The sequence below is a fragment of the Streptococcus sp. GMD6S genome (genome assembly GCF_000297015.1).
This window is the reverse complement of record NZ_AJRH01000012.1, coordinates 18246-44198: the sequence shown is the minus strand read 5'-3', so window position 1 is coordinate 44198 and position 25953 is coordinate 18246. Positions and strand designations below refer to the sequence as shown.

The 25953-nt window shown below is 37.7% G+C and carries 29 protein-coding genes; 2 read left to right on the top strand and 27 right to left on the bottom strand.

The annotated features are described in order from the left end of the window. The 23 genes from GMD6S_RS03495 to GMD6S_RS03385 all read right to left on the bottom strand — a co-directional run. Positions 1–140: type II toxin-antitoxin system PemK/MazF family toxin (locus GMD6S_RS03495; RefSeq protein WP_008292832.1), on the bottom strand; the 140-nt coding region annotated here is incomplete at its 3' end. A gap of 11 nt (positions 141–151) precedes the next feature. Next, on the bottom strand, positions 152–640 hold the full coding sequence (locus tag GMD6S_RS03490; RefSeq protein ID WP_000357689.1) for a hypothetical protein: 489 nt from the start codon (positions 638–640) through the stop codon (positions 152–154). Continuing rightward, positions 633–1985, bottom strand: coding sequence for a DEAD/DEAH box helicase (locus GMD6S_RS03485; RefSeq protein ID WP_000221145.1), 1353 nt, complete (start codon positions 1983–1985; stop codon positions 633–635). Before GMD6S_RS03485 ends, GMD6S_RS03490 begins: the two co-directional genes overlap by 8 nt. Beyond that, positions 1936–2247 (bottom strand): VRR-NUC domain-containing protein, encoded by a 312-nt coding sequence (locus tag GMD6S_RS03480; RefSeq protein ID WP_001209159.1) that lies wholly within the window; start codon positions 2245–2247, stop codon positions 1936–1938. Before GMD6S_RS03480 ends, GMD6S_RS03485 begins: the two co-directional genes overlap by 50 nt. 243 nt (positions 2248–2490) lie before the next feature. After that, a complete protein-coding gene (locus GMD6S_RS03475; RefSeq protein ID WP_000424009.1) occupies positions 2491–4845 on the bottom strand; it encodes a virulence-associated E family protein in 2355 nt (784 codons plus the stop codon). A 10-nt stretch (positions 4846–4855) separates the two neighbouring features. Beyond that, positions 4856–6787, bottom strand: a complete 1932-nt coding sequence (locus tag GMD6S_RS03470) for a DNA polymerase (RefSeq protein WP_000854925.1) — start codon at positions 6785–6787, stop codon at positions 4856–4858. A gap of 35 nt (positions 6788–6822) precedes the next feature. Then, the gene (locus tag GMD6S_RS03465) at positions 6823–7356 is read right to left on the bottom strand and encodes a DUF2815 family protein (RefSeq protein WP_000032506.1); all 534 of its coding nucleotides are present in this window, start codon (positions 7354–7356) and stop codon (positions 6823–6825) included. Between the two features lies 1 nt (position 7357). Further along, entirely contained in the window at positions 7358–8500 is a 1143-nt protein-coding gene (locus GMD6S_RS03460) for a DUF2800 domain-containing protein (protein ID WP_001224297.1), read from the bottom strand. Continuing rightward, a complete protein-coding gene (locus tag GMD6S_RS03455; protein WP_000068161.1) occupies positions 8484–8780 on the bottom strand; it encodes a hypothetical protein in 297 nt (98 codons plus the stop codon). The genes GMD6S_RS03460 and GMD6S_RS03455 overlap by 17 nt, the downstream gene beginning before the upstream one ends. A gap of 13 nt (positions 8781–8793) precedes the next feature. Continuing rightward, positions 8794–9318 carry a DUF7768 domain-containing protein gene (locus tag GMD6S_RS03450; RefSeq protein WP_008282373.1) on the bottom strand — a complete coding sequence of 175 codons (525 nt, stop codon included), beginning with the start codon at positions 9316–9318 and terminating at the stop codon, positions 8794–8796. A gap of 169 nt (positions 9319–9487) precedes the next feature. Continuing rightward, the gene (locus tag GMD6S_RS03445) at positions 9488–11350 is read right to left on the bottom strand and encodes an XRE family transcriptional regulator (RefSeq protein ID WP_000009955.1); all 1863 of its coding nucleotides are present in this window, start codon (positions 11348–11350) and stop codon (positions 9488–9490) included. Positions 11351–11572: 222 nt separating this feature from the next. Next, on the bottom strand, positions 11573–12001 hold the full coding sequence (locus tag GMD6S_RS03440) for a YjdF family protein (RefSeq protein WP_000778909.1): 429 nt from the start codon (positions 11999–12001) through the stop codon (positions 11573–11575). After that, entirely contained in the window at positions 11998–12750 is a 753-nt protein-coding gene (locus GMD6S_RS03435; protein WP_000992810.1) for an alpha/beta fold hydrolase, read from the bottom strand. Before GMD6S_RS03435 ends, GMD6S_RS03440 begins: the two co-directional genes overlap by 4 nt. Beyond that, positions 12713–13174, bottom strand: coding sequence for an SRPBCC family protein (locus tag GMD6S_RS03430; RefSeq protein ID WP_000865291.1), 462 nt, complete (start codon positions 13172–13174; stop codon positions 12713–12715). The genes GMD6S_RS03435 and GMD6S_RS03430 overlap by 38 nt, the downstream gene beginning before the upstream one ends. After that, a complete protein-coding gene (locus GMD6S_RS03425) occupies positions 13175–13939 on the bottom strand; it encodes a cyclase family protein (protein ID WP_000238214.1) in 765 nt (254 codons plus the stop codon). 2 nt (positions 13940–13941) lie between these two features. Beyond that, a complete protein-coding gene (locus tag GMD6S_RS03420; RefSeq protein WP_000343399.1) occupies positions 13942–14235 on the bottom strand; it encodes a carboxymuconolactone decarboxylase family protein in 294 nt (97 codons plus the stop codon). A gap of 5 nt (positions 14236–14240) precedes the next feature. Next, positions 14241–14630 carry a cupin domain-containing protein gene (locus GMD6S_RS03415; protein ID WP_001039061.1) on the bottom strand — a complete coding sequence of 130 codons (390 nt, stop codon included), beginning with the start codon at positions 14628–14630 and terminating at the stop codon, positions 14241–14243. Continuing rightward, entirely contained in the window at positions 14623–16053 is a 1431-nt protein-coding gene (locus GMD6S_RS03410) for an AMP-binding protein (protein ID WP_001086650.1), read from the bottom strand. Before GMD6S_RS03410 ends, GMD6S_RS03415 begins: the two co-directional genes overlap by 8 nt. Next, complete coding sequence (locus tag GMD6S_RS03405; protein ID WP_000639096.1) at positions 16046–16414, bottom strand: 4'-phosphopantetheinyl transferase superfamily protein; 369 nt, start codon at positions 16412–16414, stop codon at positions 16046–16048. Before GMD6S_RS03405 ends, GMD6S_RS03410 begins: the two co-directional genes overlap by 8 nt. Position 16415: 1 nt before the next feature. After that, positions 16416–17024: a class I SAM-dependent methyltransferase gene (locus GMD6S_RS03400; protein WP_000042567.1), complete on the bottom strand. Its 609-nt coding sequence runs from the start codon at positions 17022–17024 to the stop codon at positions 16416–16418. Between the two features lies 1 nt (position 17025). Further along, a complete protein-coding gene (locus tag GMD6S_RS03395; protein WP_000651810.1) occupies positions 17026–17253 on the bottom strand; it encodes a hypothetical protein in 228 nt (75 codons plus the stop codon). Between the two features lie 2 nt (positions 17254–17255). After that, a complete protein-coding gene (locus tag GMD6S_RS03390) occupies positions 17256–18413 on the bottom strand; it encodes a beta-ketoacyl-[acyl-carrier-protein] synthase family protein (RefSeq protein ID WP_000213426.1) in 1158 nt (385 codons plus the stop codon). Positions 18414–18422: 9 nt separating this feature from the next. Then, a complete protein-coding gene (locus GMD6S_RS03385) occupies positions 18423–19670 on the bottom strand; it encodes a beta-ketoacyl-[acyl-carrier-protein] synthase family protein (protein ID WP_000883312.1) in 1248 nt (415 codons plus the stop codon). Between the two features lie 231 nt (positions 19671–19901). On the opposite strand from GMD6S_RS03385, the gene GMD6S_RS03380 reads away from it, so the two are divergent. Then, positions 19902–20756, top strand: coding sequence for a helix-turn-helix domain-containing protein (locus tag GMD6S_RS03380; RefSeq protein WP_000842631.1), 855 nt, complete (start codon positions 19902–19904; stop codon positions 20754–20756). 161 nt (positions 20757–20917) lie between these two features. On the opposite strand, the gene GMD6S_RS03375 is transcribed toward GMD6S_RS03380, so the two are convergent. Together GMD6S_RS03375 and GMD6S_RS03370 are read right to left on the bottom strand one after the other, a co-directional pair. Then, complete coding sequence (locus GMD6S_RS03375) at positions 20918–21373, bottom strand: hypothetical protein (protein ID WP_001212337.1); 456 nt, start codon at positions 21371–21373, stop codon at positions 20918–20920. Beyond that, complete coding sequence (locus GMD6S_RS03370) at positions 21373–22497, bottom strand: recombinase family protein (RefSeq protein ID WP_008287977.1); 1125 nt, start codon at positions 22495–22497, stop codon at positions 21373–21375. Before GMD6S_RS03370 ends, GMD6S_RS03375 begins: the two co-directional genes overlap by 1 nt. Before the next feature lie 209 nt (positions 22498–22706). Between GMD6S_RS03370 and GMD6S_RS03365 the strand changes: the two genes are divergently transcribed. Next, on the top strand, positions 22707–23246 hold the full coding sequence (locus tag GMD6S_RS03365) for a hypothetical protein (RefSeq protein ID WP_000863700.1): 540 nt from the start codon (positions 22707–22709) through the stop codon (positions 23244–23246). A gap of 22 nt (positions 23247–23268) precedes the next feature. Here GMD6S_RS03365 and GMD6S_RS03360 read toward each other — a convergent pair whose 3' ends face one another. Together GMD6S_RS03360 and rlmD are read right to left on the bottom strand one after the other, a co-directional pair. Continuing rightward, a complete protein-coding gene (locus tag GMD6S_RS03360) occupies positions 23269–24222 on the bottom strand; it encodes a DNA-methyltransferase (RefSeq protein ID WP_000049349.1) in 954 nt (317 codons plus the stop codon). Between the two features lie 332 nt (positions 24223–24554). Further along, positions 24555–25910: a 23S rRNA (uracil(1939)-C(5))-methyltransferase RlmD gene (rlmD, locus tag GMD6S_RS03355; RefSeq protein ID WP_000914544.1), complete on the bottom strand. Its 1356-nt coding sequence runs from the start codon at positions 25908–25910 to the stop codon at positions 24555–24557. Positions 25911–25953: the final 43 nt, after the last annotated feature.

The following is a 25953-nucleotide window of genomic DNA, read 5'->3' as shown; positions in this document are numbered from 1 at the left end:
AGGGGAACAACCGTAACCAAATGAGAATGGTCATTAGCTTTATTATTGCTGACGATGATGGCCGGTCGAATCCCTTGCTGAATATGACTGTTTTTCTGATTTCCAAAATCTACGTAATAAATATCTCCTCGTTTGCACATATGGTTCTCCTCTAGCTAAGTAAAAAATCTTCTAACTGCTGGTTTCTGATGGTATAAATCAAACGCAGTTCCTTAATGGCCTTTTGCTTCCACCTGCTAATGGTACTCCTGCTGATATGATACTTGACCATAAGGTTGTCCCAGCTTTCTGACACAATGACTAAATCCGTCACAAATTCCGCCAAATCATCTGGAAGCTGACTGACAGCTACTTCAAAAAAATGCAATTCCTGAACTAAACGACAGTAGCGCTTTGACAAATATTGATAAAGCTCCCGATTGGCTTTCTCTGTTTCTTCCTTGTAGGATAAAGCAATGATCTCACTGCGATAAGGATTCTTACTGGTCTGCACCCTTGGTTCATCAGACCGACCATAGACCATGGTGTCCAGCATCTCATTTTCTGAGATGCCGACAAACTGGTCCAACTGGCTACATAAGAGCTTCATCTCCTTTTTCATGTTCTTGTAATCATAGAAAAAGCTTTCTATTTTATCCATCCTTTTCCTCCTCTCTCAATTCATATCTGACGGCATCAATCAGGGATTGCTGAGAGATGTCCTTTTCTTTCAATCGTTTCATGACTTGTTCGTCCATCGTGCTCTTTGTAATGATGTGGTGAACAACCACCGTTTCTTTCTGCCCTTGCCGCCAGAGCCTGGCATTAAGTTGCTGGTACAGCTCCAAAGACCAAGTTAAGCCGAACCAACAAATGGTATGACCGCCAGCTTGAAGATTCAGTCCATGACCACTGCTTGCCGGGTGAATCAAACCAAGGACTATCTTTCCCTTGTTCCAGTCCTCAATATCCTGATTGCTTTGAATCACTCTAGTTTCTGAAAAACGTTCCTTGATGCGTTTCAAATCATGCTGGAACCAATAAGCGACTAACAAAGGCCGGCCATTCATACTCTCCACCATTTCTTCAAGAGCCACTAACTTCTGATCATGCAAGAGTACCGCCTTTCGATTCTCATCATAAACCATGCCATTAGCCATCTGCAGTAATTTATTCGAAAGGCTGGCACTGTTCACGGCATCAAGTACCTGCCCCTTGAGAGAAACCACCATCTCTGCTTTGAGCTCCTTATAAACTGCAAATTCTGTCTCCGACATCTCAACTAGAACTTCATTGTCCACTCGTTCTGGCATATTAAGATAATCCACTGCCTTCATAGAAATCGTCATATCCGCTATCTTTTCATAGATGGCTTCTTCTGCGCCATCCTTTGGCTTATAAGAAAAGATAACCTGACCGTTTCGTTTGTCGGGGTCAAAATACTGATTGCGAAAAGCTGTGATGAAGCGTCCCAGGCGCTGTCCGCCATCTAAAATGCCAATCTCAGAAAATAGGTCCATGATGTTTCCAGGAGTTCCCGTCAGCCCAACCATGCGCTTGATTTTAAATCGAACTTTCCTAAGAGCCTTGACGCGTTTAGCCTGATAAGACTTGAAGCTAGATAGCTCATCAATCACCACCATATCAAAATCAAAGAGTTGATTCTGAATCAACCAGACGACATTTTCTCGGTTGATGGTATAAATAAAGGCTGAGCGTGTTAAGGCGGCTCTTCGCTCTGGTTCACTGCCAATGGCAATGGAAATATCCAGCCCCTTTAAATGTTCCCACTTATCCAGCTCACTCTTCCAAGTATGACTGGCTACTCGAAGCGGGGCAATGACCAAGACTTTTCTGACCTCAAATGAATCCAATATCAAATTCCACAATGCCGTTAAGGTAATCACGGTTTTGCCTAGTCCCATATCAAGAATCAAACAAGCTGTCTCATGCTCCTCAATGAATCGAGTCGCTACCTCCTGATAAGGATGTGCCTTGTATGTCATCTAGTATTTCTCCAATCTTTCCTTTATCATCCAGCATATAAACCAGAAACCCCAGCTTTCTTAACTGTTCCATGCGCCTGACCTGAATCTTTCTGGGCTTTTCTCCTGGGGCTTTTAACTCCACAAAACCAATCTTTCCTTGAGGTAAAATCACGATTCGATCAGGCATCCCTACCAAGCCAGGCGAGACAAACTTCATGGCGAGACCACCCCGCTTCTGACTTTCTAGTCTCAGTTTTTCTTCAATTTCTCTTTCTCGCATTTCTTCTCCTCCCAGGGTTTCCGATAGGGGGTGCCAAAAGGGTTCAAACTCCTTACGCGCGTATGGGTGTCCATTACTCCTATTTTACTAGTAGTAACACTACTCTCTTAGAAAAGATAGGCAACTAAGGAAACTAGTACTAGAGAAACTACTATTGGCAACAGCTTTGAGCAGTTTCCCATTCGGTTGCTGAAAGGTAAAATCGAAAACCTGCGGAAACCAACTAAAGCTTCCCAAGTTGCCTTACGGCACCCGGACAAAAGCACGTTGAGTACCATACAGGGAAAACTTCATCTTACCAGTCGTATTTCCTGTGTACTTATTCCAGCCACCGATTTTATTTAGAATTCCTTCAATTTCATAGGAATCAGCCTTTTTGATATTCTGTCGTTCCTTACCGAAGCACTCACACCAAATTTCCATAATGCAGACCCGCTCACGCTGTTCTGTTCCCTTCAAAGTCTGACTGCCAAAGTCACTACCAGCCAAGAAAGTCCGTCGCTCATATAAGTCCATCTTGGCCCAGTTATCTGGCAATAAGGTATCCAGGTACTCAGCTACAATGCCTTCTCGGTCGTCTGATTCCATGGCCTCCTGTCGCTCTTTATTTGCTTCATTTTCTGCTTTTCCTTTTAGAAACAATTCCTCCCCTGCTTCATAATAGACCTTGGCTTCTGCCCACAATTGGTCTACATCGACTAGCTCCCAAGGCTTTAACTGACTGGCATCGGACACTCGAATCGGCCAAAAGCGACGGTTCCCAGTCACGTCTCGCAAGAAGCCACCTTCTGAATTGGTTGAACCCACAATAATACAAGCGCGTGGGTGACTTTCCACATTCACCCCATAGGCTTGACGGAACTTATCATCCTGTCGTGATATAAAGGATTTAACAGTTTCCACATCTGTTTTTCGAATTCCTGTCATCTCAGAAATTTCTAGAATCCAATAGCCCTGGAGCTTTTCTGCCGCAGTTTTATCCCGCATGTCTGAAATCGCCAGAGAATCCGAGAACCACTCTTTACCTAGCTTGAGAAAGAAGGTTGATTTTCCTATCCCCTGCGGTCCATTTAGTACAAGAATAGAATCAAACTTAATACCTGGTTCATAAATTCTTGCTATCGCAGCCACCATAGTTTTTCGCATGACTGCTCGTGTATAAGCTGTGTCCTTTGCCCCAAGGTAAACGATAAGAAGCGAATCAATCCGTTCGACTCCATCCCAGACCAAGGGTTCTAAATACTCCTTAATGGGATGGTAGAGCCGGTAAGAAGTCACCACAGCTAAAAGAGCATCCTTGAACTTGGTAGGTGACCAAATACCATAGACACGCTCAAAGTAGAGCTTGGCATTAGCTAAGTCCGAATCATTCCAGCCAGGACGTGACCGTCTCCAAGGCAGCTCACCAATCACATCAATAACATTCTTGAATTCATTGTAGACAATGTTTTGAAGATTGGGGTCAAAGTGCAGAATCGTCGCAATGTTGGATAAGGTATCCTTAACACGGCCGGTCTTATCCAGCTCTAAGCTCGCCTGCCAATTCTCCGTATCAGCAAATTCCAAAGTCGCATCTGCTAAGCGCTCTTTTGCCAGTGTCTCCCTGGTCGCATCATCTTTTAGGACATAATCCTGCATAGCCTTATAAGACGGTTGCTTAGCTGAGTCTTTCTTTTCCTCATCATCCTGATCACCAAAGAGATGCAGGCGAACCAGGTCAAAAGCCGATAAAAGCCTGTGACCATAAGGGTCGGTCGCATGGTGGCTATAAGCAAATTTGTCATCATAAAGAACAACCCCAGCACTGGTTGTGGCATGAATATAATCAAAACGACCTGGAATGCTGGAAGGCTTGTAAACATCTCCTAGAAATTTTTCAATTGCTTCTGTAATGGTGTAGGTTCGGTTAAAAGCCCCAATCAAGCCAGATTTTCCAAGAGGATCTGCTTGTTTGGCAATGGCCCGCTCCAGCAGCTTGTTCTGCCGGCTGGATACAGGCCACTCAGTCGTATCTTTCCAGTTCTGATAGCGCGCTAGAACCGTGTCCGGACTGAGGAAGTCACCCTCCAATTTTTTGAAGACAAATTCTCCATCTTGCGAGGTTGAAGGCCAATACATGAGTCGACTCGGTTCATAGGTCGTATCATCAAATAGCTCCATACCGATATCTTCAGCCACTTTTCTGGCAACAGCCTGGTATTCCTCAGCCGTTACTTCCCGAGATAAGGGGATAATCAAACGTAGCCTTGGATGCTCTTTGGTATGTTTATGCGTTGAATAGAAATAGGCAAAGAAAGAAAAGAAGAGTTCGACTTCATCCATAATGCCAGGTGTCGCAAAGTCCATATCTAAAGTCAGAGCCGAGCGAGACAACACCGCATCTTTCTTTCGTCTTCCTTTGTCAAGCTTTCCTAAAACAAAGCCGCCGACATCTTTAATATTATCTTGTTTTGATTTCGCTAGTTTCTTATACTCTGCAACGGTCTCAGCCGTTCGGATAGTGGTTGAAATGCGGGCTTCAAACTGTTCCAAGCTATAACTGGTTTGCGTCCAAATCTTATCGGTTCGTTTGTTTCCTAATGAAATGGTAAGTTCCATTCTTTCCTCCTTAATCTTTCTTATAAAATTCACAGGCATAGCCGTCGGCTTGTAAAGGCAGACCTTCGGCCCAGTCTGGCTTTGTGGCAAGTAGCTGGCAGACTTTTGCCACACTCTCTTCTCTCACTTCTACCACCACTTCATCATGCACATGAAGAACAATAGCTAATCCCTTTTGCTCGAGCTGCACCATGCCATAGGCCAATAAATCTCGGGCGATACCCTGAACAATATTTTCCACTAACTTTGGTCCATAGGTCTCAAGCCGAGTCCATTTCTTACTCTCTCCAATCCCTTCATAGGTCAAGCTAGGTTTGCCAAATGCATTCATGCCCATGCGAGGTTTAACATAAGCTAGCTTTCGTCCAGAAGGTAGCGTAATAAAGAGCATGCCAGATTGATAGCTGATGACAAGATTCTTAATCTTCTTCGGTTCTCTTGTTTCATAGACCTGCTTTGCGGTCTTATCTATCTCCCACCAAAAGGCCACAATATGCGGATTGGCTGACCGCCACTGATTGACGAGCGGCTGCAGTTCCTCTTCTTCCAGTCCCATATCCAGTGCTCCCATAGCGGTTAAAGCGCCGACTGACCCACCATAACCAAGAGCTAGTTCTGCAATCTTACCTTTTTGGCGAAGGTGGCTATTAACACCGTGTTTCTCAACCGGTACTCCAAACATAGAAGACGCAGATGCGCAATAGATATCCCCGCCCTGTTCAAAAACATCTAACCGCCAAGATTCCCCAGACAGCCAAGCCAACACCCGAGCTTCAATCGCAGCAAAGTCAGCAACGATAAACTGATGACCTGCTTTGGGGACAAAGGCAGTCCGAATAAGTTCAGAAAGGACACTCGGGACATTCTCATAGAGAGTATCCAAGGTTTCAAACCTCCCTTCTTTCACAAGGGTTCTGGCAAGGGACAAATCCTTGAGTTTGTTCTGAGGAAGATTCTGCACCTGAACCAATCGTCCAGCCCAGCGGCCAGTGCGATTCGCTCCATAAAATTGCAAAAGTCCATGTACCCGGCCGTCTGAGCAAACACAGCGTTCGATAGCCTGGTATTTCTTGACGGAGGTCTTGGACATCAAGAGACGCAGTTTTAACATTTCAAGTACTTCTCCATCTGCTTCTTTGAGTTGCTTGGTCACCTCTTTCTTTCCCAACGAGTCCATGAAGACTCCTTGCTCTTCTAACCAGCCCTTTAGTTGAGAGACAGAATTCGGATTCTCTAATCCACTCAATTCATAAGCACGCTTTGTGACCCGCTCCTTATAAGAAAGGTCACAAAGAATGGCCTGTTCAACCAACTGCAAGTCTACTTCTATGCCTCGGTCATTGATTTCCTGATCCAACTGATAGAGAAGCTGCTCACTATAAAGCAAGGGATGGTTTCTCAGACGCTCTCGAATAGCTTGTTCCACCTCAACATCTCGCTTGCAGTAACGTTTAAATAATTCCCAGTCCTCAGGCGCATGATGGGGGAAATTCCGCGCTCGCATACCATTTGCTTTCGTTCCTTTACAGGGCAGACAGAAATAGCGAATCAGCCTGCTTCCTTCTTTCATCTTTTGTTCTTCTATGTTGAGAACTCGGCCCACTCCTTCAAGGGATAATGGTAGGCCTAAACTTGCTGCAAGTACCGCCGTACAGAACCAGGACTTAGCTGAGAGATGCTCTCCTAGAAACTTGGAAAGACAGACCCTCTCAAAGTTGGCATTGAAGGCCGTTTTTATAATGGCATCATCTAATAGAGCTAAACGAATCTCTTCAGGAATCTGCTCTCCCTGAGCTAAGTCTACCACCTGCGTTTCTTTCTCATCCTCTTTATAGGCAAAGAGCAAAATCTCAAAGGCTAGGCTATCCACATAGCGATAGACTCCGCATTTTGTTAAGTCTACATCTGAATAAGTTTCAATATCAATGCTTAGAGTTTTCATCCGTCCTCCAATAGGTAAAGAGGTGGAGACCCACCTCAAGCTAGAAAGTCGTCATCATCAACGGTACCGAATTCATCTTCTGCTCGAACTCGGCCACCCAGTGGTTCTCCGTCTTTCAATTTTTGAATGTTTCCAAGGCCAGCTGCCACCCCACGATTGCCATTGGAGTTAAAGCCATAAAATGTCACAGATACCCGACCATAACAGCCTGAATAGACTTCCGTCTGATCTAGGATTGGCTGAACCTGCTGGTCTACGACCTGCGGCTTTTGTTTGGAATTACAGTTAATAAAATAACTATTGGCATAGGCTTCATCATCCGGCCGGTCAATATCTCCGTCTCGGAGTGGTAGTTTCAGATTGGCTGGAATCTTCCCTCCAAATTTTGAAATAGCTTCTTGTTTGGCCTGCTCTACGGCTTGTTGGATTTTCTGAATCGTGGCCTTATCACTCTTTGGAATAATTACTGATACAGAATATTTCGGTTCTGAACCATTGATAGATTGCGGCTCCCATACATTCGCATAGGATAGACGTCCAGGGACGATTACTTTTGTTTCTTTTGACATATTAGCTTCCTCCAAATTCAGCTGCTGCTGGAATATATTCTTTTCGTTTATCACTTTCAGGAACAAGGGTCAGCTTGCCTTGAGGTTTGCGGACCAAATGCCCTAACAATCGGTTAAATGCTTTCTTGCCCATCCGTTTCTCCAGTTCAGTCAGAGAAACCAGACTTTGTTTATAGATATCCGTGAAGCCTTCTGCTTCTGCTAGTTTGGCCACTTCATCTTCATCAGTGAACTGACGGATAGAGCGACCTTCGACCAGTTTAAATCCTTCCCATGATTTATGAGTATCAATGGCCACCTTGGTCGCATAGTCTTTCACCTCTGTCGCCCATTTGACTAGGTCATCCACATGAAGAAGAATTTCTTCAATCTCTCCATCCGTCAAAAGATGAGGGGAAGCCAACTGGAATTGTTCAAGCTCTTTATGATAGTCCATTCGTGCCCGAAGAACGGCATTACAAGGTGAGAACTGACACCAAGGACCATAGGTGACCTCTCCTTCTCCTTTAAAGGCCAGTTCAGCCTTAGGTTTCAGATCCGTCTCAGCCCACTCTAGCAAATCTTCTCGTTGTAAAATAGCCGTTGAGATATTCCCTTTTCGTGGCTGAAAAATGGTCATCTTGACTTCTTCAATATCATAGAGAGCATCGTAGAACTCCAAGGCTCCCAGGGCATAGAGCTTCATCTGCGGGTTGTTCTCGGCTTCGACCAGCACCCCTTTGCCATACTTGAAGTCCACAACATGCAGGGTGCTGTCTACCACAATGACACAGTCAGCCGTCCCAAATCCTTCTGGAACATAGCGAGAAAAGTCAACTTTCTGCTCAATGAGAACAATTGGATCACTGGTACCTTGTTTCAGTTGTTCAAACTCATCTATGATGAAGGCAACATAATCTTCCGTGGCTTGTTCCATCTCAAGCGTCAACTCACCTTCCGGTTCTTCTGCTTCTATCCGAAGTGCACTTTTCAGCTTATACTCAGCTAGAGCATGGGCCAGTGTCCCCTCTTCTGCTGCAGGATTAGTCTTGTGTTCAAAGAACTCCTCTAAGCGAGCAAGAGGCGGCACCGTCAGCCAGCGGTGGCTGGAGGATGCTGATAATAGTGCGTGTTGTTTTCCCGCCATATCAGAGTCCTTTCGCATCTTCAAGAAGAGAAGAATAACGCTTCTCTTCTACCGCAGAGAGCTTGTTTGCTCCATACTTTTGAAGGAGTTCTCGCACCTGTTCTGTTTTACCAGCTCGGGACTTTTCGGCCAGAACTTTACGGATATCTTCAATAGTGACTGTTGGTAAAGCTGCCTTTTCAGCTTTTTCCACAGGTGCTTCATCTGTATGGTCAACCGCACCATACAGTTCTTCCAAACTATCTGCCAGCATTCGTAAGTTGGAGACAACAGTTTCTAGTTTTTTCATTTGAGCCATAGCTTTTCCTTTCTTATTCTAAGAACATGCTTGGAAACTTCGACCAAACAGAATCTTTCGTATTAGTAACTCTTGGATTCTTTTCTCCTGCATAGCGAACTTTGTGGCCACTACATTGGAGGGCAAACAAGGGTTCTACCCGGTCATCAATTTCCATGGTATGTGGATTGATAGGCTGACCATTCTCGTGGAATAATCGGAAAGGTTTCCCCAGCTCTTTCGCCGTTTCAATCTCATACTTCATACCTTGAGAGATATTGGGACCATAGACCCAAATCTCATCACATCGCTTCAAAAGCTCCTGCCCCATGGTCAAGCCCTGGATTCGTTCATCAGGATTCCTGTCGTTTAAGAACTGTGTCAAAAGCAGATGCGGTGCAAGGGGGACATAGCCAGCTTTGGCAGCTTGCTTGGAATAGGCAATGGCCTTCTTTTCATTTTCTGCAACATTCCCTCGATAGGGTGAACAAATAAATACTATTTTCATTCGGAAAATTCCGTCCTTCATCAATTTTTTGGAGTTACTATCGATGGCCATCTCCAACTCACAAGACTAGTATAAAACCATTTGGCGAAAGTCAACAGAGCAAAAAATGAGGGGTTTTGAACGTGAAAATAAGTCTTTGATATAAACCATTTGTTTAAAAAACCTGTTAGAACGCAAAAAAGCACCCCTCAAAAAATGAGGGGTGCAACATAAAAAATTTTTAAATTGTTTTCACATTCATCGATTTTAGTTTTTCATTTACTTCTTCTAATGAAAGGTGGTAACAACTTCTTAGAATCATTTTATAAGCACAGTGGTGAGGAAGCAGGTCATTAAAACTGTGAGTGCTCTTCCTAATCAAATCAAAGCTAAAATCTGGATACAGCTTTAGGCCGATACAGACGGCAATTATGTTCTTCAACTTACCATTCTCTCCGTGCTTTGTTTCCATTCTCTCTATTGTAGAAACACTAACGCCACTGTATTCTTCCAATTGTTCCTGTGTACAATTCTTCCTATCTCGATGGAAACGCAATGTACCACAAAAATGATTCGGAAGAGATTCCATAATGCGCTGAATCTCAGGGAAAATATGGCCGGAGTATTCCGGGATTGAGTTGACTTCAATGATGTGTTCTGAGAAATCTATCTCAATTTTTAGTTCAGGCAGATTTCCACGATACAAGATATAATCATTGAAATCCTTAAAACTAATACTTTTCCGACCTGCATAGTGGATATCAAATACGAGACAGCATTCATCCATATGGGAGTATGCATAGTCAGTCATTTGATAAACTCCATATTCTACCATACGAACATACTTCTCAGAGTTTAGGCAGAAATGAGAATCTACATAAACATATTTCCCTGAATCCATCAGCTCTCTAAAGCGTTCGTTCTTGAAGTTCAAAAAACAAGCATTGTTAAAAGAGATGGTAAAGGTCTGATTGTTCTGAATCGCATCCGCTTCACAGGTGTAGCTCTTGATGTATTCATGCCCCACATACTTGTAGATGCCTTCAAACTCGGTATAACCAAGCTGCATCATGCGAATTTTTACAGCCCATCGGGACACTTGAAAGAATTGAGCTAAATCGTCAATCACCTGTTCAAACATGGTGATTCTTTCATCTTCATCAAAAAGGAACGAGTACTTGAGAAACAGTTCCTGAACCATCATTTTTGTGGTTTTCCTTGGCATTAGAATTCTCGCCGCAATACCATTGGCCTGCCACTCCATCCAGTCGTAAGCACTCCACTTATCTTCTTTAATAGCAGAGCGATTTAAACGGCTAGAAATTTTGGTATCTTTCGATCCTAATAAACTCTTGTATTCATTGTGAGTACGATGCAGGAGCCAGTGAACACATTCATGAATAATGGTATTATTAAAGCCTCCCTGATTCCGAAGTCCTTTTACCTTAGGGTCAACGAGAACAGTTCCGGCTTTCACAGTACGTTCCTTTTCTTGATTACCATCAAAGAAAGTCACAAGGCTATCTTTAAAAACCATCTCACCAAAAATAGAGCTATCTGAAGAAAGAGTACCCTCTTCAACCTCAACTCCAATATTCCCTGCAAAATCATAGATGGGCAGTGCCATAGGAGCTTGCAGCATCTCCGGATAATATTGTTCTAAAATATCTTCTGCAATACTATCCATATTCTTCGCGCTAACATAGGGCACAAATTCTTTTGAAAAATAAGGAACAGGCCCCTTCTCACTTGAAGGAACATAAGGCTTAATTTTTAAGACAGAAAATTGATGAAGACCATCTGCCAATAGGTACTTTACTTTTACTGAAAGCCAGATTTCAGCACTGTCATTTTCATAGCCAAATCGACCATGACCTCCAATATTTAAAAAACCAATTACAAGTAAATCCGAAACAATAAAGTCTCCACTTTTATTGCTTGCATGAATACTCTTTATAGAAAAGTCATCTAGTTTGGCAAAATTGATATCATCAATTGAATATGAGGATATATTTAAAGATTCTCTAGAGTTATAAACATACGAATTAATCTTAGCAAAAAGCTCATTATAAAATGTATTTTGGAATAAGGTTTGAAATGACATAACAATCTCCCTTTATAAAATATTTTTCTCCTTACATTTCGTCCTACCCCAAATTAGCCCTTTTAAAGCTAATCTAATTATATTCTTTGACTCCACTTTTAGTATCATTATAACAACAATTCTTGAAAAAAACTACTTTTTCCCATTGCATAATCTATATTCAACCTTATATTCTGTAAAAGCAAAGGGTATCATAATAATACTTTTAAAACCAAAATATTATTAATGCCCTTTTCTTTTTTCTAGGCGTTTTTGCGCCTTTAACTGAAATCGACGTTCCTTCATTTCCTCTTTACGTCTCTTGTTACTTAATCTTTTTTCTTTCTTCACTAACTCATGAACCTTAGATAATTCCTTCTGAGCCTTAGTAGATACTACAGGTTTATTTTTAGCCTTATTTATCTCTCTTTGCATCCTTTTGGGGTTAATTTTTTTATCTTTTGGTAATGTTTGTAACTCTGACGATGAAACTACAATTTTATTATTTTTTTCAATAAGATAGGGTAATTTTTTATAGATAAACTCAAAAACTTCAAAGTCTTTAGGTTCGCTACCAAATAAATGTTTAATTACTCTATAATTATTATTATAATCTGTATATTCAATTAGGCCATACCAAAAAGCATTATCAAAATAAATAGTTAATTTCATATCTTTTCCTCAATAAAACGGGCAATAGAACTGCTTATCAATTTTGGAGATTCATAGATTATATTGTGTCCGCCGGCAATAAATTCAGTAGTAGCATATGGAATTTTTTGCAACAATTTTTTAAACCTTCGATTAGAAATTACTTGATCGTATAATGGTCTTACTATCAATGTTGGTAGTTCAATGATTCTATTAATTGAGTTCAGACTACTATGTAGTTCAATATCTTTATTTATGACTGAAAGGCCTATTTCCCTCGTTAATTTAAAATACTCTTGTTTGAGGTCTCCTGTAACATCCGATTTAAATCCTTTTTCAAGACTATATTCAAATTCTTCATATGAGCTAAAAGTTAATTGACCTAACTTGATTGACTCAAATGGAGAGATTAAGACTCTCCCCTTTGGTAAAAATTTATTAAGTTGAAGTGTTATATAAGCTCCTAACGAGTGCCCTACAATAAAATAATTGTTACATTGTTGTATATGACATAATCTACGAATAACACATTCTAATATTTGTGATTCATTTTCAGAAAACGAAGAATCATATCCTGGCCTATATAACACACAGCATCTATATGTTGGTAAATAAGTAATAATCTTTTCCCAAACTAAGGGATGTTCTGATAGACCATGAATAAAAAAAAGTAAAAGATTATCTTTACTTTTTTCCCAAGATGAATTAATAGAATAGCACATTATTTTATTTTTAATCTTTATCTTTTTCTTTTTTAACAATGCGTTCATATCTTTCTTTTATATATTGCAATTCTTTTTGAGGACTATTCAACATATGTTCAATAAGGCGCTTTTGGTCAGCAGGATTCAATGATTTAGAAGGGATAAACTCTTGCTCCCATGACAATTTTGTCCCTTCCTTAACCCGTTCATAATACCATTTCAGTTTCATATAATCAAATGGAAAAACTGGATCTAATCTCTCACCTTCTACTGAAAACTTTTTTCTATCGGTCTTCCGTAAGGAAATCCATGAAATCTCTTTTTGACCATCATTCATAAATAATCTAAACTTTATACTATTTTCATCTTCTTCAAGTATTTCAACTTTTGTATAGTTTTTGAATAGCAACGGCCAGTTTCTAACATCATTCGTTATTTCAAAGACATCTTCAAGTCTATCTTTTATTATTATTTCATTCTTTACTTTCATCTACTCCTCCACAATTGCTATTGCCCTCACCCAAGCTGCATCCGCTTTATCTAACTTTATTGGAAATAAAGACAGCAAAAACCCCTCTTTAGGTAATTTATCTAGGTTGCACAGCTTCTCTATATGAACATATTCACGCGTTCTTCCAACGAAATGAGATGGCCATAGCACATTTCTATTTCCAGTAATTTTGAATTCGTTTAACATTACTGGAAAGGATCTATCAAATCCATAACTATCAATTCCTATTACCTTAACACCCAAATCTAACAAAAATTCTGTAGCTTCTTTAGACATCCCTGGCCCATCAGTAAAATATTCTTTTGTTCCATATAACTTATCCATATCCGTATAAACAAGTACGATGTCGTTTGGTTTAATTTCAATTTTTTCCTTTTCTAATACCTTTACTATATCTTCTTTCTCTATATTCTTTTTTCTAGGAAATTTTGAAAAGTTTAATACTTTACCTTCACCATAAAACCATTCAAGTGGCAATTGGTCAACAGATTTTGTATTTATATTTTCTACATTCTCACTATCCCCAAAATGAATGGGAGCATCAACATGTGTTCCCATATGAGTCGATAAAGTATAGGTATCAAGTGTCAAAAATTCATTATTAGGGAAAGAAGATATGGGTATTCCTGCTTTTTGTGCTAGTCCCTTTGCTCCCTCTGAACTAGTTAACCTAGTGTGCTTAAATTTAGAGGGTTCTGAATCGTTATCTCCCACAGAAACACTTAGATCAATAAATTTAACCATTTTTATTTTTCTCCAAAAATTTTAGTTGCTTCTTTAAAAGCAAGATTAACGTCTGTAATTCCAACAACTGGAAGGCCTAATAAAATTGTATGATAAATTTCTTCCTCACTTGCTCCAGCAGATAATGCTCTATGAATATGAGTATTAAGTCCACTAATTCCTCGATTTACAAGGAACATTGCAATTAATATCAATTCTTTTTCTCTTTGTGAAAAATCAATTTCATTTGTAATTTCTTCCGTTAAGGCGAAAAAAGCTTTTACTACCTCAGGATTAAATTCTTTAATTTCATCCATATCATTTATCCTTTCTCTATGTAAGTATGTCCTAACTTTGGGTTGGGAGCTAATGGAAATGCAATGTAAATGACTTTGACCTCTGCATTTGTTTCATTCTCAATCTTATAAGCTTGACCTTTAGGTATAAATACACATTCTTCTTCATGAATATCATATTTTATATTATTGACATATATATTAAATTCTCCAGAGATACAAATAATGATTTCATCACTAAATTCATGAAGAAGTTCTTGGCTTTTACCCGAATTTAAACTAGAAATACCAAATGTGAAGTCAGGAGTAGTACTTAAATAGAAATTCTTTAGTATAGGTTTTACCCAACCATATGGAGTTTTTACATCCGTTAGCTCTTTTATATTAATTATTTTAAATAGATTGTTCTTATTCACTTGTCTTTATCTCCGCTCCTCTATTTATTTTTCCTGTAATTCCCTTTGGAATTTTAGGAACTCTAAAAAATTTATCAGGAATCCCATAATGAGGGATTCTCTTTCTTAATCTACTTTTTAGTTTCAAATCTGATATTTTTTGATTATCAGCCAAAACAATATATGCCTCAATTGAAGTTTTGTTGATCGGATTCACTCTAACCATCGCTTCATTAATTTCAGACTGCCTAATCAGTTCGTTTTCTATAGTAGAACTCTTAAACCAATTTCCATTAATTTTAAATAAATCATTTGTTCTTCCACAATAGTAATAGTTATTACCTGCATCACGGTAAAACAAATCCCCTGTGCTTATTTCAGAAACTTCTTTGTTCCAGCAACTCCTTCCAGATACAAATAATTCCCCAACCTCATTAATTTCGGCTTCACTGCCATCTTTTTTGATAATCCTTGCTGAATATCCGGGTACAAGTGTTCCAACACTACCACTCTTTGGTGAATGTAAACTATTTATAAAAAAAATGTATAAAAGTTCTGTCGTTCCCATTCCTTCAACTAAATAATTATTTGTCCTTCTGCTCCATTCTTCAAATACTACATTAGGTAATGTTTCTCCACAAGAAATGCACATTCTAAACTTCGAACCTATTTCATTTATGTTATCATATAATTTTAGAATTGCATTAAAAAATGTCGGTACTCCAAAAACTACTGTAGGATTATTCCTACAAATACTTTTATATATCTGTGAAATGGAATCATATTCGCAAATGAATACTGTTGCACCTGCATAAAATGGTAGATATACACTATTTCCAAATCCATACGCAAAAGGAATTTTAGACACTGAAAAAATTAAATCCTCTGGTACAATACATGTAGAAGTAGCTTGAAAACTTTCTATACAATTAAGTACATCATCCAGAGTATGTGGAATAATCTTAGAATTTCCAGTGCTTCCCGAAGTACATAAATAAAAAGAAGGAACATCACTAGGTAAACAATCTATATTACTAAAATTCAATTCTTCAGTACATTCTTTTGTATTAAGGTAAGAACGTATATCATCAAGTTTCACTATTGCTTGATTGTCACATTCTAAATCAATATCACTAATTAAATAAACTGAGTTTGAATTAGAGTATAAATAATCTAAGTTTGCCCTATTCATTTTTTTATTTATTAAAATAGGTCTAATTCCCGAAAATATACATGCCCAAAATAAGAAAACATATTCTGGACAATCATTCATATATATTGATACTGTTTGGTTTTTATGAATAGAAAGCCTAGATAAATATTCCTTGAGACAAAAAATATTAAACAGTAAATCTTTATACGTAAATTTAGTTTTGTCAGTAATTATTGCTAACTTTGGATGCTTACTTGGATCAAAAAACATTGTTTTAATTAAACTATTCATACTCTACCTCTAAAATAACAGATGTGTAAATATTATTACGATCACATGTAAATGATAACAACGCATTAAAATTATCTTTAAATAAACCTTCTTTAATATTTAAAATATAGGCTTGTTTTTCTATTTTTATCTCTATATCGCTATATTTAATTCCTCTAAAACCAGTCCCAAGTGCTTTTGACGCTGACTCTTTTAGTGAAAACAATAAGGTCGCTCTAAAAATACAGTCCGTATTACATTGCTTAATAAATTTCCACTCATTTTCAGTATATATGAGGTCAACCATTATTGAATCATATTTTTCTAACAATACACGAGTTCGCTCAAAATTTTGAATATCTATACCATGGCCATAAATCATATTATTTATACCAAATGGTGAACCATCCCAGTGGAAACTGCCTATCTTGGGTAGAAAATGATAGGATACGCTCAAGATGTTCTAACTTAAATTCAGGATAAAAAGTATCCAATAATTCTTCACTTGAGATTCTCCTTGGTTGTGCTCCAGGTGAAATTTTATCGGAAAAACAACGAAGAATAAACATACCGCCAGGTTTTAAGAATTTAAGGATTTGCTTAGCATAAATTTTCCTTTCATCATCTGTTAAATGATGAAAACACCCTTGATCCGTAATAACATCAAAACTGTTCTCTTCCAATTCCATTTCAAGAATGTCACCGACTTTCCAATCCACAACTACATCATATGCGCTAGCAATTTTTTTAGCTGTCAAAATAGCAGATTCTGAAATATCAACTGCAGTCACATTCATTCCCCTAATTCCTAAAAAGACTGATTCGGTCCCTAGTCCACAACCTATTTCTAAAATATGAGACTCTGGCTTAATTTTCTGCTCATATACTAAGTTAACTAACTCTGGATTGGCTGTCCCTGCTGTCCATTCATGAGCAGATGGACTCTCGGTTTTATATATTTTTTGATAATATTCTTTAATAGGTTTACTCATTTTATTTCTCCTTTTTTGAATAAATTTCATTAGATAAGTCAATCAAACTTTGTTTATCATCTTCTAAAGCAACTTCAACAAAATACTCCTGTTTTATAGCTAATGATAAATCTACTTTCTCTGTAGAATCCAAGTCGAAGTCCGATAAAGAACTACTGTTGTTGATTTCTTCTTTCTCAATTCCAATATTTTCCAATGCTTCTTTTAAAAAATTTAAAATATCCTTCATTTTTAGCTCCTATATTTTTTTAACAACGTTCCTACATTAATACCTTCTCTTGTTCTTGATGAAACTAATATTGTATCAACCTCATCAACACTACTTACCCTCATATTATTATTTCGAGTGTCAACTATACATATCGAATCCTCTATATACATAGTTCCAATTAATACGTCTGTTACCGTAGAGGCTCCATATTGATGACCAAATAGCTGTTTAGGGGTCGAAATAATAGTATTATCTGATAAAACATCATCAATGAATCGATCTTCAATCTTATCACATTCATAAACTCCACATGCTTCAGGCAAAAAAACATCTAAATTTGAATAAGTCAATTCTAAACCTGACATTAATTTATCCATACATTTTATATAGTCTCCTCTGTTAGATTTCGAGCCTACAATTTCTCCATATATTTTAGCCCCCCTACTTAAAGCATGTTCCAATTCCTCAAGTACTAAAAAACTACTCCCTTCACCTAGTACGATTCCATTCCCTCTATTATAGAGAGAATAGTACACTGCTTCCTCACTTTCATATAAATCTTTTGTTTGCGAATAGCAAACTGTAGCTAGTTTAGTAATAGGAGCCTCAGTACCTCCACAAACAACAACATCATTAAAACCAGATTTAATTGATTCATATGCAAATTTTAGGCTCATCGCACCACTTGCTCTGTCTGCAACAAAACTCTTAGAATAACCATGGATTTTGTTAAGTATTGTGATATATCCCTGAGCTGCCGCAGGAAACCAAGCCGTTGCCTGCCACGGGTTAACAAATTCAGCTCCATCTATGTACAATTCTTTGAATCCTCTTTCAGAAATGTCCCATCCTCCTGAATTATTCCCGACAAAAACACCTGTCCTATATGAGTTGTAATTACTACACTCTTTAAATCCGCTATCCTCCATAGCTTGTTGAGCTGCATATACTGCATATCTAATAAAAGTATCAATTTTGTGATTAACTCTTCTAGAAATTACCGATTCGTCAAAATTATCAATAATTCCTGCAACTTTAATTCTATTTTTGGAAGTGTCATACCTCTCTATTTTTTTTATACCATTTTGCAGTGAATATAAATTATGCTTGAATTTTGATATTTTATTTCCTAAGGGATTGACAATCCCTCTTCCTGTTATAACAACTCTCGTGGTCATTTCAATTCCTCATTTCCCAATTATACAGGCAGAATGTATACCTCCAAAACCACTTGCAGTAACCAATGCAGTATTAATTATTTTATTTGTTGGTTTTAAGGTAATATTTAATTCGCATTCGTGATCAGGGTATTCGTAATTTATATTTGGTGGAACTATTGAATTCTGAATTGCCCCTATTGTACTGACTAAGGCAACTAGGCTCGCACTAGATAATGGATGTCCCATCATGGATTTAGTGGAACTTACTGGAATTTCATCTATTAAACTACCAAATACATTGTGAAATGCCTCGCTTTCACATTTGTCATTCTGTTGTGTCGAACTACCATGAGCATTGATATAATCAATACCATTAAGATTTAATCCACTTCTTTGTATTGCTTGTCGTATGGTTTCTGATAAAGCTTCTGAATCTTTTAAATCGGTCATATGATTCGCATTACAAAGACTCGCTACTCCTTTTAGATAGCCATAAATACTTCTTTCCCTTTTTTCAGCTAGTTTCTTCTTTTCCAAAACTAGATAAACGGATGACTCACTTATAACAAATCCGCACCTTTTTTTATCAAAGGGTCTAGATGATTCACTAGGTTCACCTTCCCATTTTGATAAAGCTCCGATAGCATTTAATGTTGAATAGGTCAAAGTGCATAAAGGCGCTTCTGATGCTCCCACAATTGCTATATCTAATTCATTACTCTCTAATAACTGAATTCCAGTTATTAAAGCATCCAAACCTGCTGTACAACCTGTGGAAAGGGACACGCAAATCCCATTAAAGCCAAATATTTTAGATATTTCAGTAGCTGGATAATTAAACATCCCATTATTGTAAAATTTATCTCCTACATTTTTGTACTCTATATCATCTATACCTCCTTGTGTTATTTCTTCATAAATTTCTTGAATTTCAGGTGTTCCTCCAATCGCTGAGCTAGAGATAATTCCCACTTTTTCTTTATCAAGATAATTTATTATCTGTGCATCAAGTATAGCCTCTTTTGCTGCAATATAAGCATTCTTAGCAAATTTCGATTGATTTTTCAATGTCTGTTCTTCTATACTTTGAAGATGGTTTTCATAATTCAATTCTTTTATTTTTGAATAAGTAGATGATTTCATTCCAGCATTCATCATCTCTTTACTCTGTATAATAGCTGATTTCCCATTTAAACTATTTTTCCAAAATTCTTTTTTTCCGATACCTAAGGGAGACACGATGCCGATCCCTGTGATTACAATATCATCTAGCATACACCTACTCCTATAATATATGGAACTCCATAAGTTCTCTATCATACTTTTTTACGTGTTTTGTTAAAGTAACATAACATGGTTATTTATACCAATGATAATAATAATATCCAATATTAAAAAAAGGAATAAAAAAATTTTTTTCATAGGTTTAAGTCCTTTCTTTTTATTACCAGATATTGTATAATATTTTTTATCAAAATATTTTTTTGTTGTGAAAGTGGGAATATCATGAAATCATCTTTAGGCAAAACACTAAGAGAAGTTCGAAAGGGTAAACAAGTTAGTATCTGTAAAATAGCCGATGAATATCTTTCTAAATCTCAAATTTCAAGATTTGAGCGAGGCGAATCTGAAATATCATGCATCAGACTAATGAATATACTTGATAAGCTTAATATTACTCTGGAAGAGTTTTTGACCATTCATAGCAATGAAAATCATCCTAACAATTTTATTAATCTTATTAAATATATTCAGGAAGAATACTCTAAACAAAGATTCTCAAATATAAAGCTATTATTAAATGAAGATGTAACATACAAAATTTCATCATTAGAAAGGACAATGATAAAATCTATAATTTATACTTTTGATAAATCTACTAAGCCTACTAAAAATGAATTATTAGAATTATCTGACTACTTATTTAAAATTGAAAAGTGGGGCTATTATGAAATTATTCTCCTCGGAAATTGTGTGAGAACACTAAATTATGATACTCTCTTCTTATTGACAAAGGAAATGGTAAAAAACTATTTTTACTGTTTTGTTAGTAAAACGAATAAAAGGTTAGTTACAGAACTTGCTTTGAACTGCTTAATCGCAAGTATTGATAATTATAGATTTAATCATTGCAACTTTCTAATACAAGAAATAGAATTGCTTTTAAAGAATGAGTTGAGCTACTATGAGAAAACTGTTTTCCTATATGCCCAAGGATATTTTGAGTTGAAACAAAATAATAAAATTGAAGGAAAGCATAAAATGAAACAAGCTTTACAAATATTCAAACTTCTTGATGACAAGCCGACTTTCATGAGATACAACGAACACTATTCATTAATATTTAAAGATGAACAATAGTTGTACGTTCTAACTTTTACTGTTTACTAAATGCCATAAATTTTTCTCTAAACAAATATTGATAAACAGGTCTAGAAAAGTGAATATACTAGACCTGTTTCTTTTATAATAATGGATTTTCAGCTTTATAAAGTTCATTACTTTTAAAAGCAATAGGAAATTTATAGATTCTTGTTTTTTCTATTTGCTAAGTCCTCCATATCATGGTGTGTCTGTTTACGAAAGTCCTCAAGAACCTCATAGCCTTTTAACTCAAAGACAAAGGCCCTATCCTCAGCAATATGAATACCAGGTACCTTGTAGCGTTTATTACTTTCCCAATCTGGCATGATGGTCAAGAGAGCTTCTTTCAGATTCTTGTTCATCATCTGAACTACACCTTTTCGAATCTTCTTAGACTTGCAGAACTCATAGGAACCCTTGGTATTGGCATGACATACTTGAATCCCCATGACTTTTGTGTCTTTGTTGAAGGCCACAATGACATGACTTGGGTAATTCAGCTCAGCAGCTATGGCCTTACTAAAGGTCACAAAGTTCTTGTTTACAGTCATACTGTAATCACTGGCATTTTTCTCAATGGTAATAACCTGTAGGTCGTAGTCTGAAAATCTCATTACTCTTCTCCTTTAAATACAGTTCGAATCTCCTTCTTTTTCCATGAAGAATCGAGTACAATAAAATCCTTCAAAATACCTGACTTCACTTTTTTTACATAGAGTTTTGGCACAACAGCTAGCTTTGCAGATTTCGTTCTTCTTCTCGGTTGAGAGAGTAGCTCTTGTACTAAACTCCAGTCAGAGTCAGATATGATTGAAGGAATTCCATTTCTCAGTCGGTATTTCGGACGTTCACCATTATTCTTCCGTGTCTTGTGGCTAAAGCAGTCAACCGTATAGGTCTTCTGCATGATAATCTCACCCTTATACTTCTCATTCCTAAGAATGTTATTAACAGCAAGGGTAGACCAGTTTTCAAGTCCAGTGACCGTTGGAATATGGTGTTCCATTAACGCATCAGCAATTTCACGCGCAGTCTTGCCATTCATGTAAGAATCGTAGATGTACCTTACTACCTTGGCTTCCGAATCATCTATCACGATTTGACCATACTTGTCCTTGGTATAGCCAAGCAGGTTATGAGTTGGAATAATCGGAATACCACGTTTGAAACGCTCAATAATCGACCAGGTAATCGAAGCACTCTTTTGTTCACTCTCTCCTTGAGCCACGATAGACATGACTCCAAGAACCAGCTCTCCTTTGGTATCCAGTGTGTTTAGATTAATGTCTTCTATTAAAATACCTACTGGATGAGGTAAAGCTTTCAGCTCCCGGTAGATGCTAATGAAGTCAAGCTGGTTCCGGGCAAATCGACTGATACTCTTGACTAATATCAAATCAATTTTCCCTTGCCTGCAGTCTTCTAGCATTTTCTGAAACTGCTCACGCTTCTTAATGGTGGTACCTGATGCACCCTGATCCGCATAAATGCCTACCAATTCCCAATTGGGAGTGTTTTGAATCCGCTCCAGATAAGTTTGTTTCTGCAGTTCAAAACTACCTGATTGGGATTCATCAAAGGTACTCACCCGGCAATAAGCCGCTACACGGGTTTTCTGTTGTCCTAAACTAGCATTCTGTACAACTGCTGGAATGACTTCAACGGTTCTTTCGGATTCAAATGCATTACGGATGCGCTCTTGCTTCTTCGTTAATTTCTTAGAACTCCTTCTGACCATTTTTCCTCCTTTCCAGAAATCTGCATCTTTATTATAAGCGAAAAAGAATTACTCTAAATTATAAAAATTAGTTAATTAGAACCTGAGCTATCAAATTATTCTGTTTCAAATATGTCTTAGAATTAGACTATATACTTTATAGACTATTTCTGATATAATTAATTTTAGTCATATTTGTAAGGAAAAAAATAACTTATTAGGAGGGAACGATGGCTTTTTTTGATAATGAACATAAAAAAGAGATAGAGCGGATAGAAGGGCTTTGGGCAAAATTAGAAGAATTACGAGATTTTGCTAAACAGTACGGAATTGATGATATTTTTCAAGATAATGGCGCCAAAGTTGTTCAACAACTGATTTATCTTTATTTAAATGCTCTACCAGGTAGAGAAGGAAATGACGCGACTTCAAGAAGAAATCCCACAATTGAGTGGGAAATGAAGTCCATAAACCTCGACACAACAGCTTCGGGTTTTAGTACCAATCATCATTTAAATACTGAAATTCTTCAAAAATATAGAAGAGTACCATGGTCATTTGCAATCTATCATGGAATCACACTTGAAGCAATCTATGTTATGAACGCAAGAGACCTTGAACCTTATTTCCAAAAATGGGAAGAGAAACTTAGAACTCAAAAAGATATTAATAATCCCAAAATTAACGTCAATTTTGTTCGCGAAAATGGTACTATGATTTATCCGATTCATGAAGAAAACCCAATAGATCCTGACAGCATTTTTGATTAATGCCCAGTGATCTATTGGGTTTTTATAATTCAACTGTTTTACCATCTATCATTTGCTGGTAATATTTTTCAGCATTTTCATTATCTTCATCTAAAAATCTGAATATTGATGCGGCTGCATACTCTTTTGACAATTCAAAAGCTTTCCAACGTCTATTATTGTTTTCTGCAACCATTCCAGTTGTATTACTCCCTCCAAAAATATCAATGACTAAGTCCCCCTCGTCCGTTAAAAAATTTATAAAAAATTCAGGAAGTCCAGCAGGGAATCTTGCCGGGTGTCCTTTTATTCCGTATTTTTTACAATATCTTAAATACTTACTGTTACTCTCACTATTAGGTATTTGCAATAGATTTGAAGGTATTGCACCACCATTATCTCTACTCCAACTTTCCTTATTATGAACATGACCTGAAGGACGTGTTGCAGTAGCCCCCTTTATATACTCTTCTGGCCTACTGATCAATTTTTTCATTCTATCAGAATAAGGGCTCAGCACCTTGCTAACATTTGCTTTACATTTTCTAGGGTCCTTACACAACCACCATACTGTATTAACAGATGTTTTTGCTCTTAATTTTCTTTTGTTGACCCATTCAATTGGGGAAGGCAAGGCTGAAGGATTATGCCAATAAAACGGCTGAGCCAATTTAAACCCTATTTCATCACAAAATTTAATTAAGGCCCTAAACTGATATAAACTATAAGAGGGTTCCCCTTTTTCATATGCTCCTCCTATATCAATAACAAAACTCCCATCATCCCTTAGCTTATCAAAAACAACTTTAGCAAATTGAGCCAACCATTCTACATATTTCTCTTGAGACTCATTCCCATATTCCTTCTTGCGTTGTAAAGCAAACGGAGGGCTAGTTACAACTAAATTTACACTATTATCACCCAAATCTTGTAATTCTTGTAGTGAATCTCCATTTATACATTCCCCTAATTGGGTTCTATAACTTACTTTAGACATTTCATCTCTCTTTCTTCTAAAAGTATTACGTCTATATCTTTACATAAAAACTTGCAATAATCAAGTCATTACATTTATATATTCAAAATCCAACGTTATTTATATAACCACATTACTAAACCATGGATTATTGTAGGCAAGTATCCTAACAATAATTCTAGCTTCGCATACAATACCCGCTCTACCGTTTATGGAAATAAAAATCTAAACGAACTCAAATCAATCAATATCATTTCAATTACATCAACTTTGACTCTTACTCTAATACATCCCCACTATTGACAAATAACATTGAGCGCTACAACTCCATAAAGCCTTTCGCTAAAAGGTTTCTAGGCTTTCACGAGCAGAGCTACCGCCTCCACATGATGCGTTTGAGGAAATAGATCCACTGGTTGTACTTTCTGCAGTTCATAACCCAATTCTTGGTAGAGTTTGATATCACGCGCCATAGTTGCTACATTACATGAGATATAGGCAATGCGTTCAGATCCTGTTTGGCTGCTTGCCTCGATAAAGCTTTCGGTCAAGCCCTTGCGTGGTGGGTCGACCAAGATGAGAGTTTGTTTAATACCTTCCTTGAGCCAGTTCTTCATGGCATTTTCAGCTGTGTCACATACATAGTGGACGTTGGCAATCCCGTTGATTGCCGCATTCTTTTTGCTATTCTCCACCGCTTCTGGAATAACTTCAACACCGTAGACTTCCTTGACATGCTTAGCAACAGATAAGCCAATGGTTCCAATTCCTGAGTAGGCATCGATCACCACATCATCTTCTCTTAACTCCGCAAAGTCAATAGCTGTTTGATAAAGTTTTTCTGCCATTTCTGTATTGACCTGGTAAAAGGCTGGGCCAGCGATTTGGTAGTCATTTCCCAACATCTGGTCCGTGATATTGTCTTGACCATAAAGAGTCTTCCACTCCTTACCAAAAATCGCATTGGTATTTCGGTCATTGATATTTTGCATGACAGACACAATCTCTGGGAACTGCTTGATAAGTTGTTCAATCAACTGTTCCACTCGGAAAATTTTAGGACGTGTAGTCACTAAGATAACCATGATTTGTCCGGAATAGTGCCCGCGACGCACCACAAGATTTCGAATCAAGCCAGACTGTTCCTTTTCGTCATAAGGTTTTAAATCAAAACGACGAAGCAAATCTCGAAGGGCTACTATGACTTGGTCAATGACAGGATCCTGGATAAAGAAATCTTCAAGGGGCATGAGGTCGTGCGAATTCTTACGGAAAAAGCCAGTTTCCAAGATACCATTCACTCGACGAACGGGCACCTGTGCCTTATTTCGATACTTGACTGGATGTTCCATGCCGAGCGTTTCAGCGACCTCTACTTCTGTAATACCAGCAATCTTGTAGAGACTGTCTTTGACTTGCTTGGTTTTAAACTTGAGCTGCTCTGGATAGGCAAGGTGACCTAGATCCGCAATTCCTGAACGCAGGTAAGCCAGATCTAGATCTTGATTACGGTGTGGTGACTGGATAAGGTATTCTTCCACTTTCCCAAAGCCAATCTTTTTATTGATTTTGAGGACACGCATGAGGATTTTCTCAGTTGGTAGAGCATTTTCTACAAAGAAAACCAAACCTTCTATCTTAGCAACCCCTGCACCTTCATGAGTCAAATCAACAATTTCAACTTCTACAATATCATTTTTCTTTAACATATTTTTCACTTTCTATCGGCCGACAAAAAAAGACGGCAACATT

What these genes read in the sequence shown, in the direction of transcription:
- GMD6S_RS03360 (WP_000049349.1), bottom strand. Translation starts at nt 24,222, where the DNA reads ATGTCTAAAGTAAGTTATAGAACCCAATTAGGGGAATGTATAAATGGA.
- GMD6S_RS03410 (WP_001086650.1), bottom strand. Translation starts at nt 16,053, where the DNA reads ATGAATAGTTTAATTAAAACAATGTTTTTTGATCCAAGTAAGCATCCA.
- GMD6S_RS03485 (WP_000221145.1), bottom strand. Translation starts at nt 1,985, where the DNA reads ATGACATACAAGGCACATCCTTATCAGGAGGTAGCGACTCGATTCATT.
- GMD6S_RS03440 (WP_000778909.1), bottom strand. Translation starts at nt 12,001, where the DNA reads ATGAAATTAACTATTTATTTTGATAATGCTTTTTGGTATGGCCTAATT.
- GMD6S_RS03365 (WP_000863700.1), top strand. Translation starts at nt 22,707, where the DNA reads ATGGCTTTTTTTGATAATGAACATAAAAAAGAGATAGAGCGGATAGAA.
- GMD6S_RS03450 (WP_008282373.1), bottom strand. Translation starts at nt 9,318, where the DNA reads ATGGCCATCGATAGTAACTCCAAAAAATTGATGAAGGACGGAATTTTC.
- GMD6S_RS03425 (WP_000238214.1), bottom strand. Translation starts at nt 13,939, where the DNA reads ATGGTTAAATTTATTGATCTAAGTGTTTCTGTGGGAGATAACGATTCA.
- GMD6S_RS03380 (WP_000842631.1), top strand. Translation starts at nt 19,902, where the DNA reads ATGAAATCATCTTTAGGCAAAACACTAAGAGAAGTTCGAAAGGGTAAA.
- GMD6S_RS03465 (WP_000032506.1), bottom strand. Translation starts at nt 7,356, where the DNA reads ATGTCAAAAGAAACAAAAGTAATCGTCCCTGGACGTCTATCCTATGCG.
- GMD6S_RS03375 (WP_001212337.1), bottom strand. Translation starts at nt 21,373, where the DNA reads ATGAGATTTTCAGACTACGACCTACAGGTTATTACCATTGAGAAAAAT.
- GMD6S_RS03480 (WP_001209159.1), bottom strand. Translation starts at nt 2,247, where the DNA reads ATGCGAGAAAGAGAAATTGAAGAAAAACTGAGACTAGAAAGTCAGAAG.
- rlmD (WP_000914544.1), bottom strand. Translation starts at nt 25,910, where the DNA reads ATGTTAAAGAAAAATGATATTGTAGAAGTTGAAATTGTTGATTTGACT.
- GMD6S_RS03390 (WP_000213426.1), bottom strand. Translation starts at nt 18,413, where the DNA reads ATGACCACGAGAGTTGTTATAACAGGAAGAGGGATTGTCAATCCCTTA.
- GMD6S_RS03430 (WP_000865291.1), bottom strand. Translation starts at nt 13,174, where the DNA reads ATGAAAGTAAAGAATGAAATAATAATAAAAGATAGACTTGAAGATGTC.
- GMD6S_RS03385 (WP_000883312.1), bottom strand. Translation starts at nt 19,670, where the DNA reads ATGCTAGATGATATTGTAATCACAGGGATCGGCATCGTGTCTCCCTTA.
- GMD6S_RS03395 (WP_000651810.1), bottom strand. Translation starts at nt 17,253, where the DNA reads ATGAAGGATATTTTAAATTTTTTAAAAGAAGCATTGGAAAATATTGGA.
- GMD6S_RS03405 (WP_000639096.1), bottom strand. Translation starts at nt 16,414, where the DNA reads ATGATTTATGGCCATGGTATAGATATTCAAAATTTTGAGCGAACTCGT.
- GMD6S_RS03460 (WP_001224297.1), bottom strand. Translation starts at nt 8,500, where the DNA reads ATGCGAAAGGACTCTGATATGGCGGGAAAACAACACGCACTATTATCA.
- GMD6S_RS03470 (WP_000854925.1), bottom strand. Translation starts at nt 6,787, where the DNA reads ATGAAAACTCTAAGCATTGATATTGAAACTTATTCAGATGTAGACTTA.
- GMD6S_RS03455 (WP_000068161.1), bottom strand. Translation starts at nt 8,780, where the DNA reads ATGGCTCAAATGAAAAAACTAGAAACTGTTGTCTCCAACTTACGAATG.
- GMD6S_RS03475 (WP_000424009.1), bottom strand. Translation starts at nt 4,845, where the DNA reads ATGGAACTTACCATTTCATTAGGAAACAAACGAACCGATAAGATTTGG.
- GMD6S_RS03400 (WP_000042567.1), bottom strand. Translation starts at nt 17,024, where the DNA reads ATGAGTAAACCTATTAAAGAATATTATCAAAAAATATATAAAACCGAG.
- GMD6S_RS03420 (WP_000343399.1), bottom strand. Translation starts at nt 14,235, where the DNA reads ATGGATGAAATTAAAGAATTTAATCCTGAGGTAGTAAAAGCTTTTTTC.
- GMD6S_RS03370 (WP_008287977.1), bottom strand. Translation starts at nt 22,497, where the DNA reads ATGGTCAGAAGGAGTTCTAAGAAATTAACGAAGAAGCAAGAGCGCATC.
- GMD6S_RS03490 (WP_000357689.1), bottom strand. Translation starts at nt 640, where the DNA reads ATGGATAAAATAGAAAGCTTTTTCTATGATTACAAGAACATGAAAAAG.
- GMD6S_RS03445 (WP_000009955.1), bottom strand. Translation starts at nt 11,350, where the DNA reads ATGTCATTTCAAACCTTATTCCAAAATACATTTTATAATGAGCTTTTT.
- GMD6S_RS03435 (WP_000992810.1), bottom strand. Translation starts at nt 12,750, where the DNA reads ATGAACGCATTGTTAAAAAAGAAAAAGATAAAGATTAAAAATAAAATA.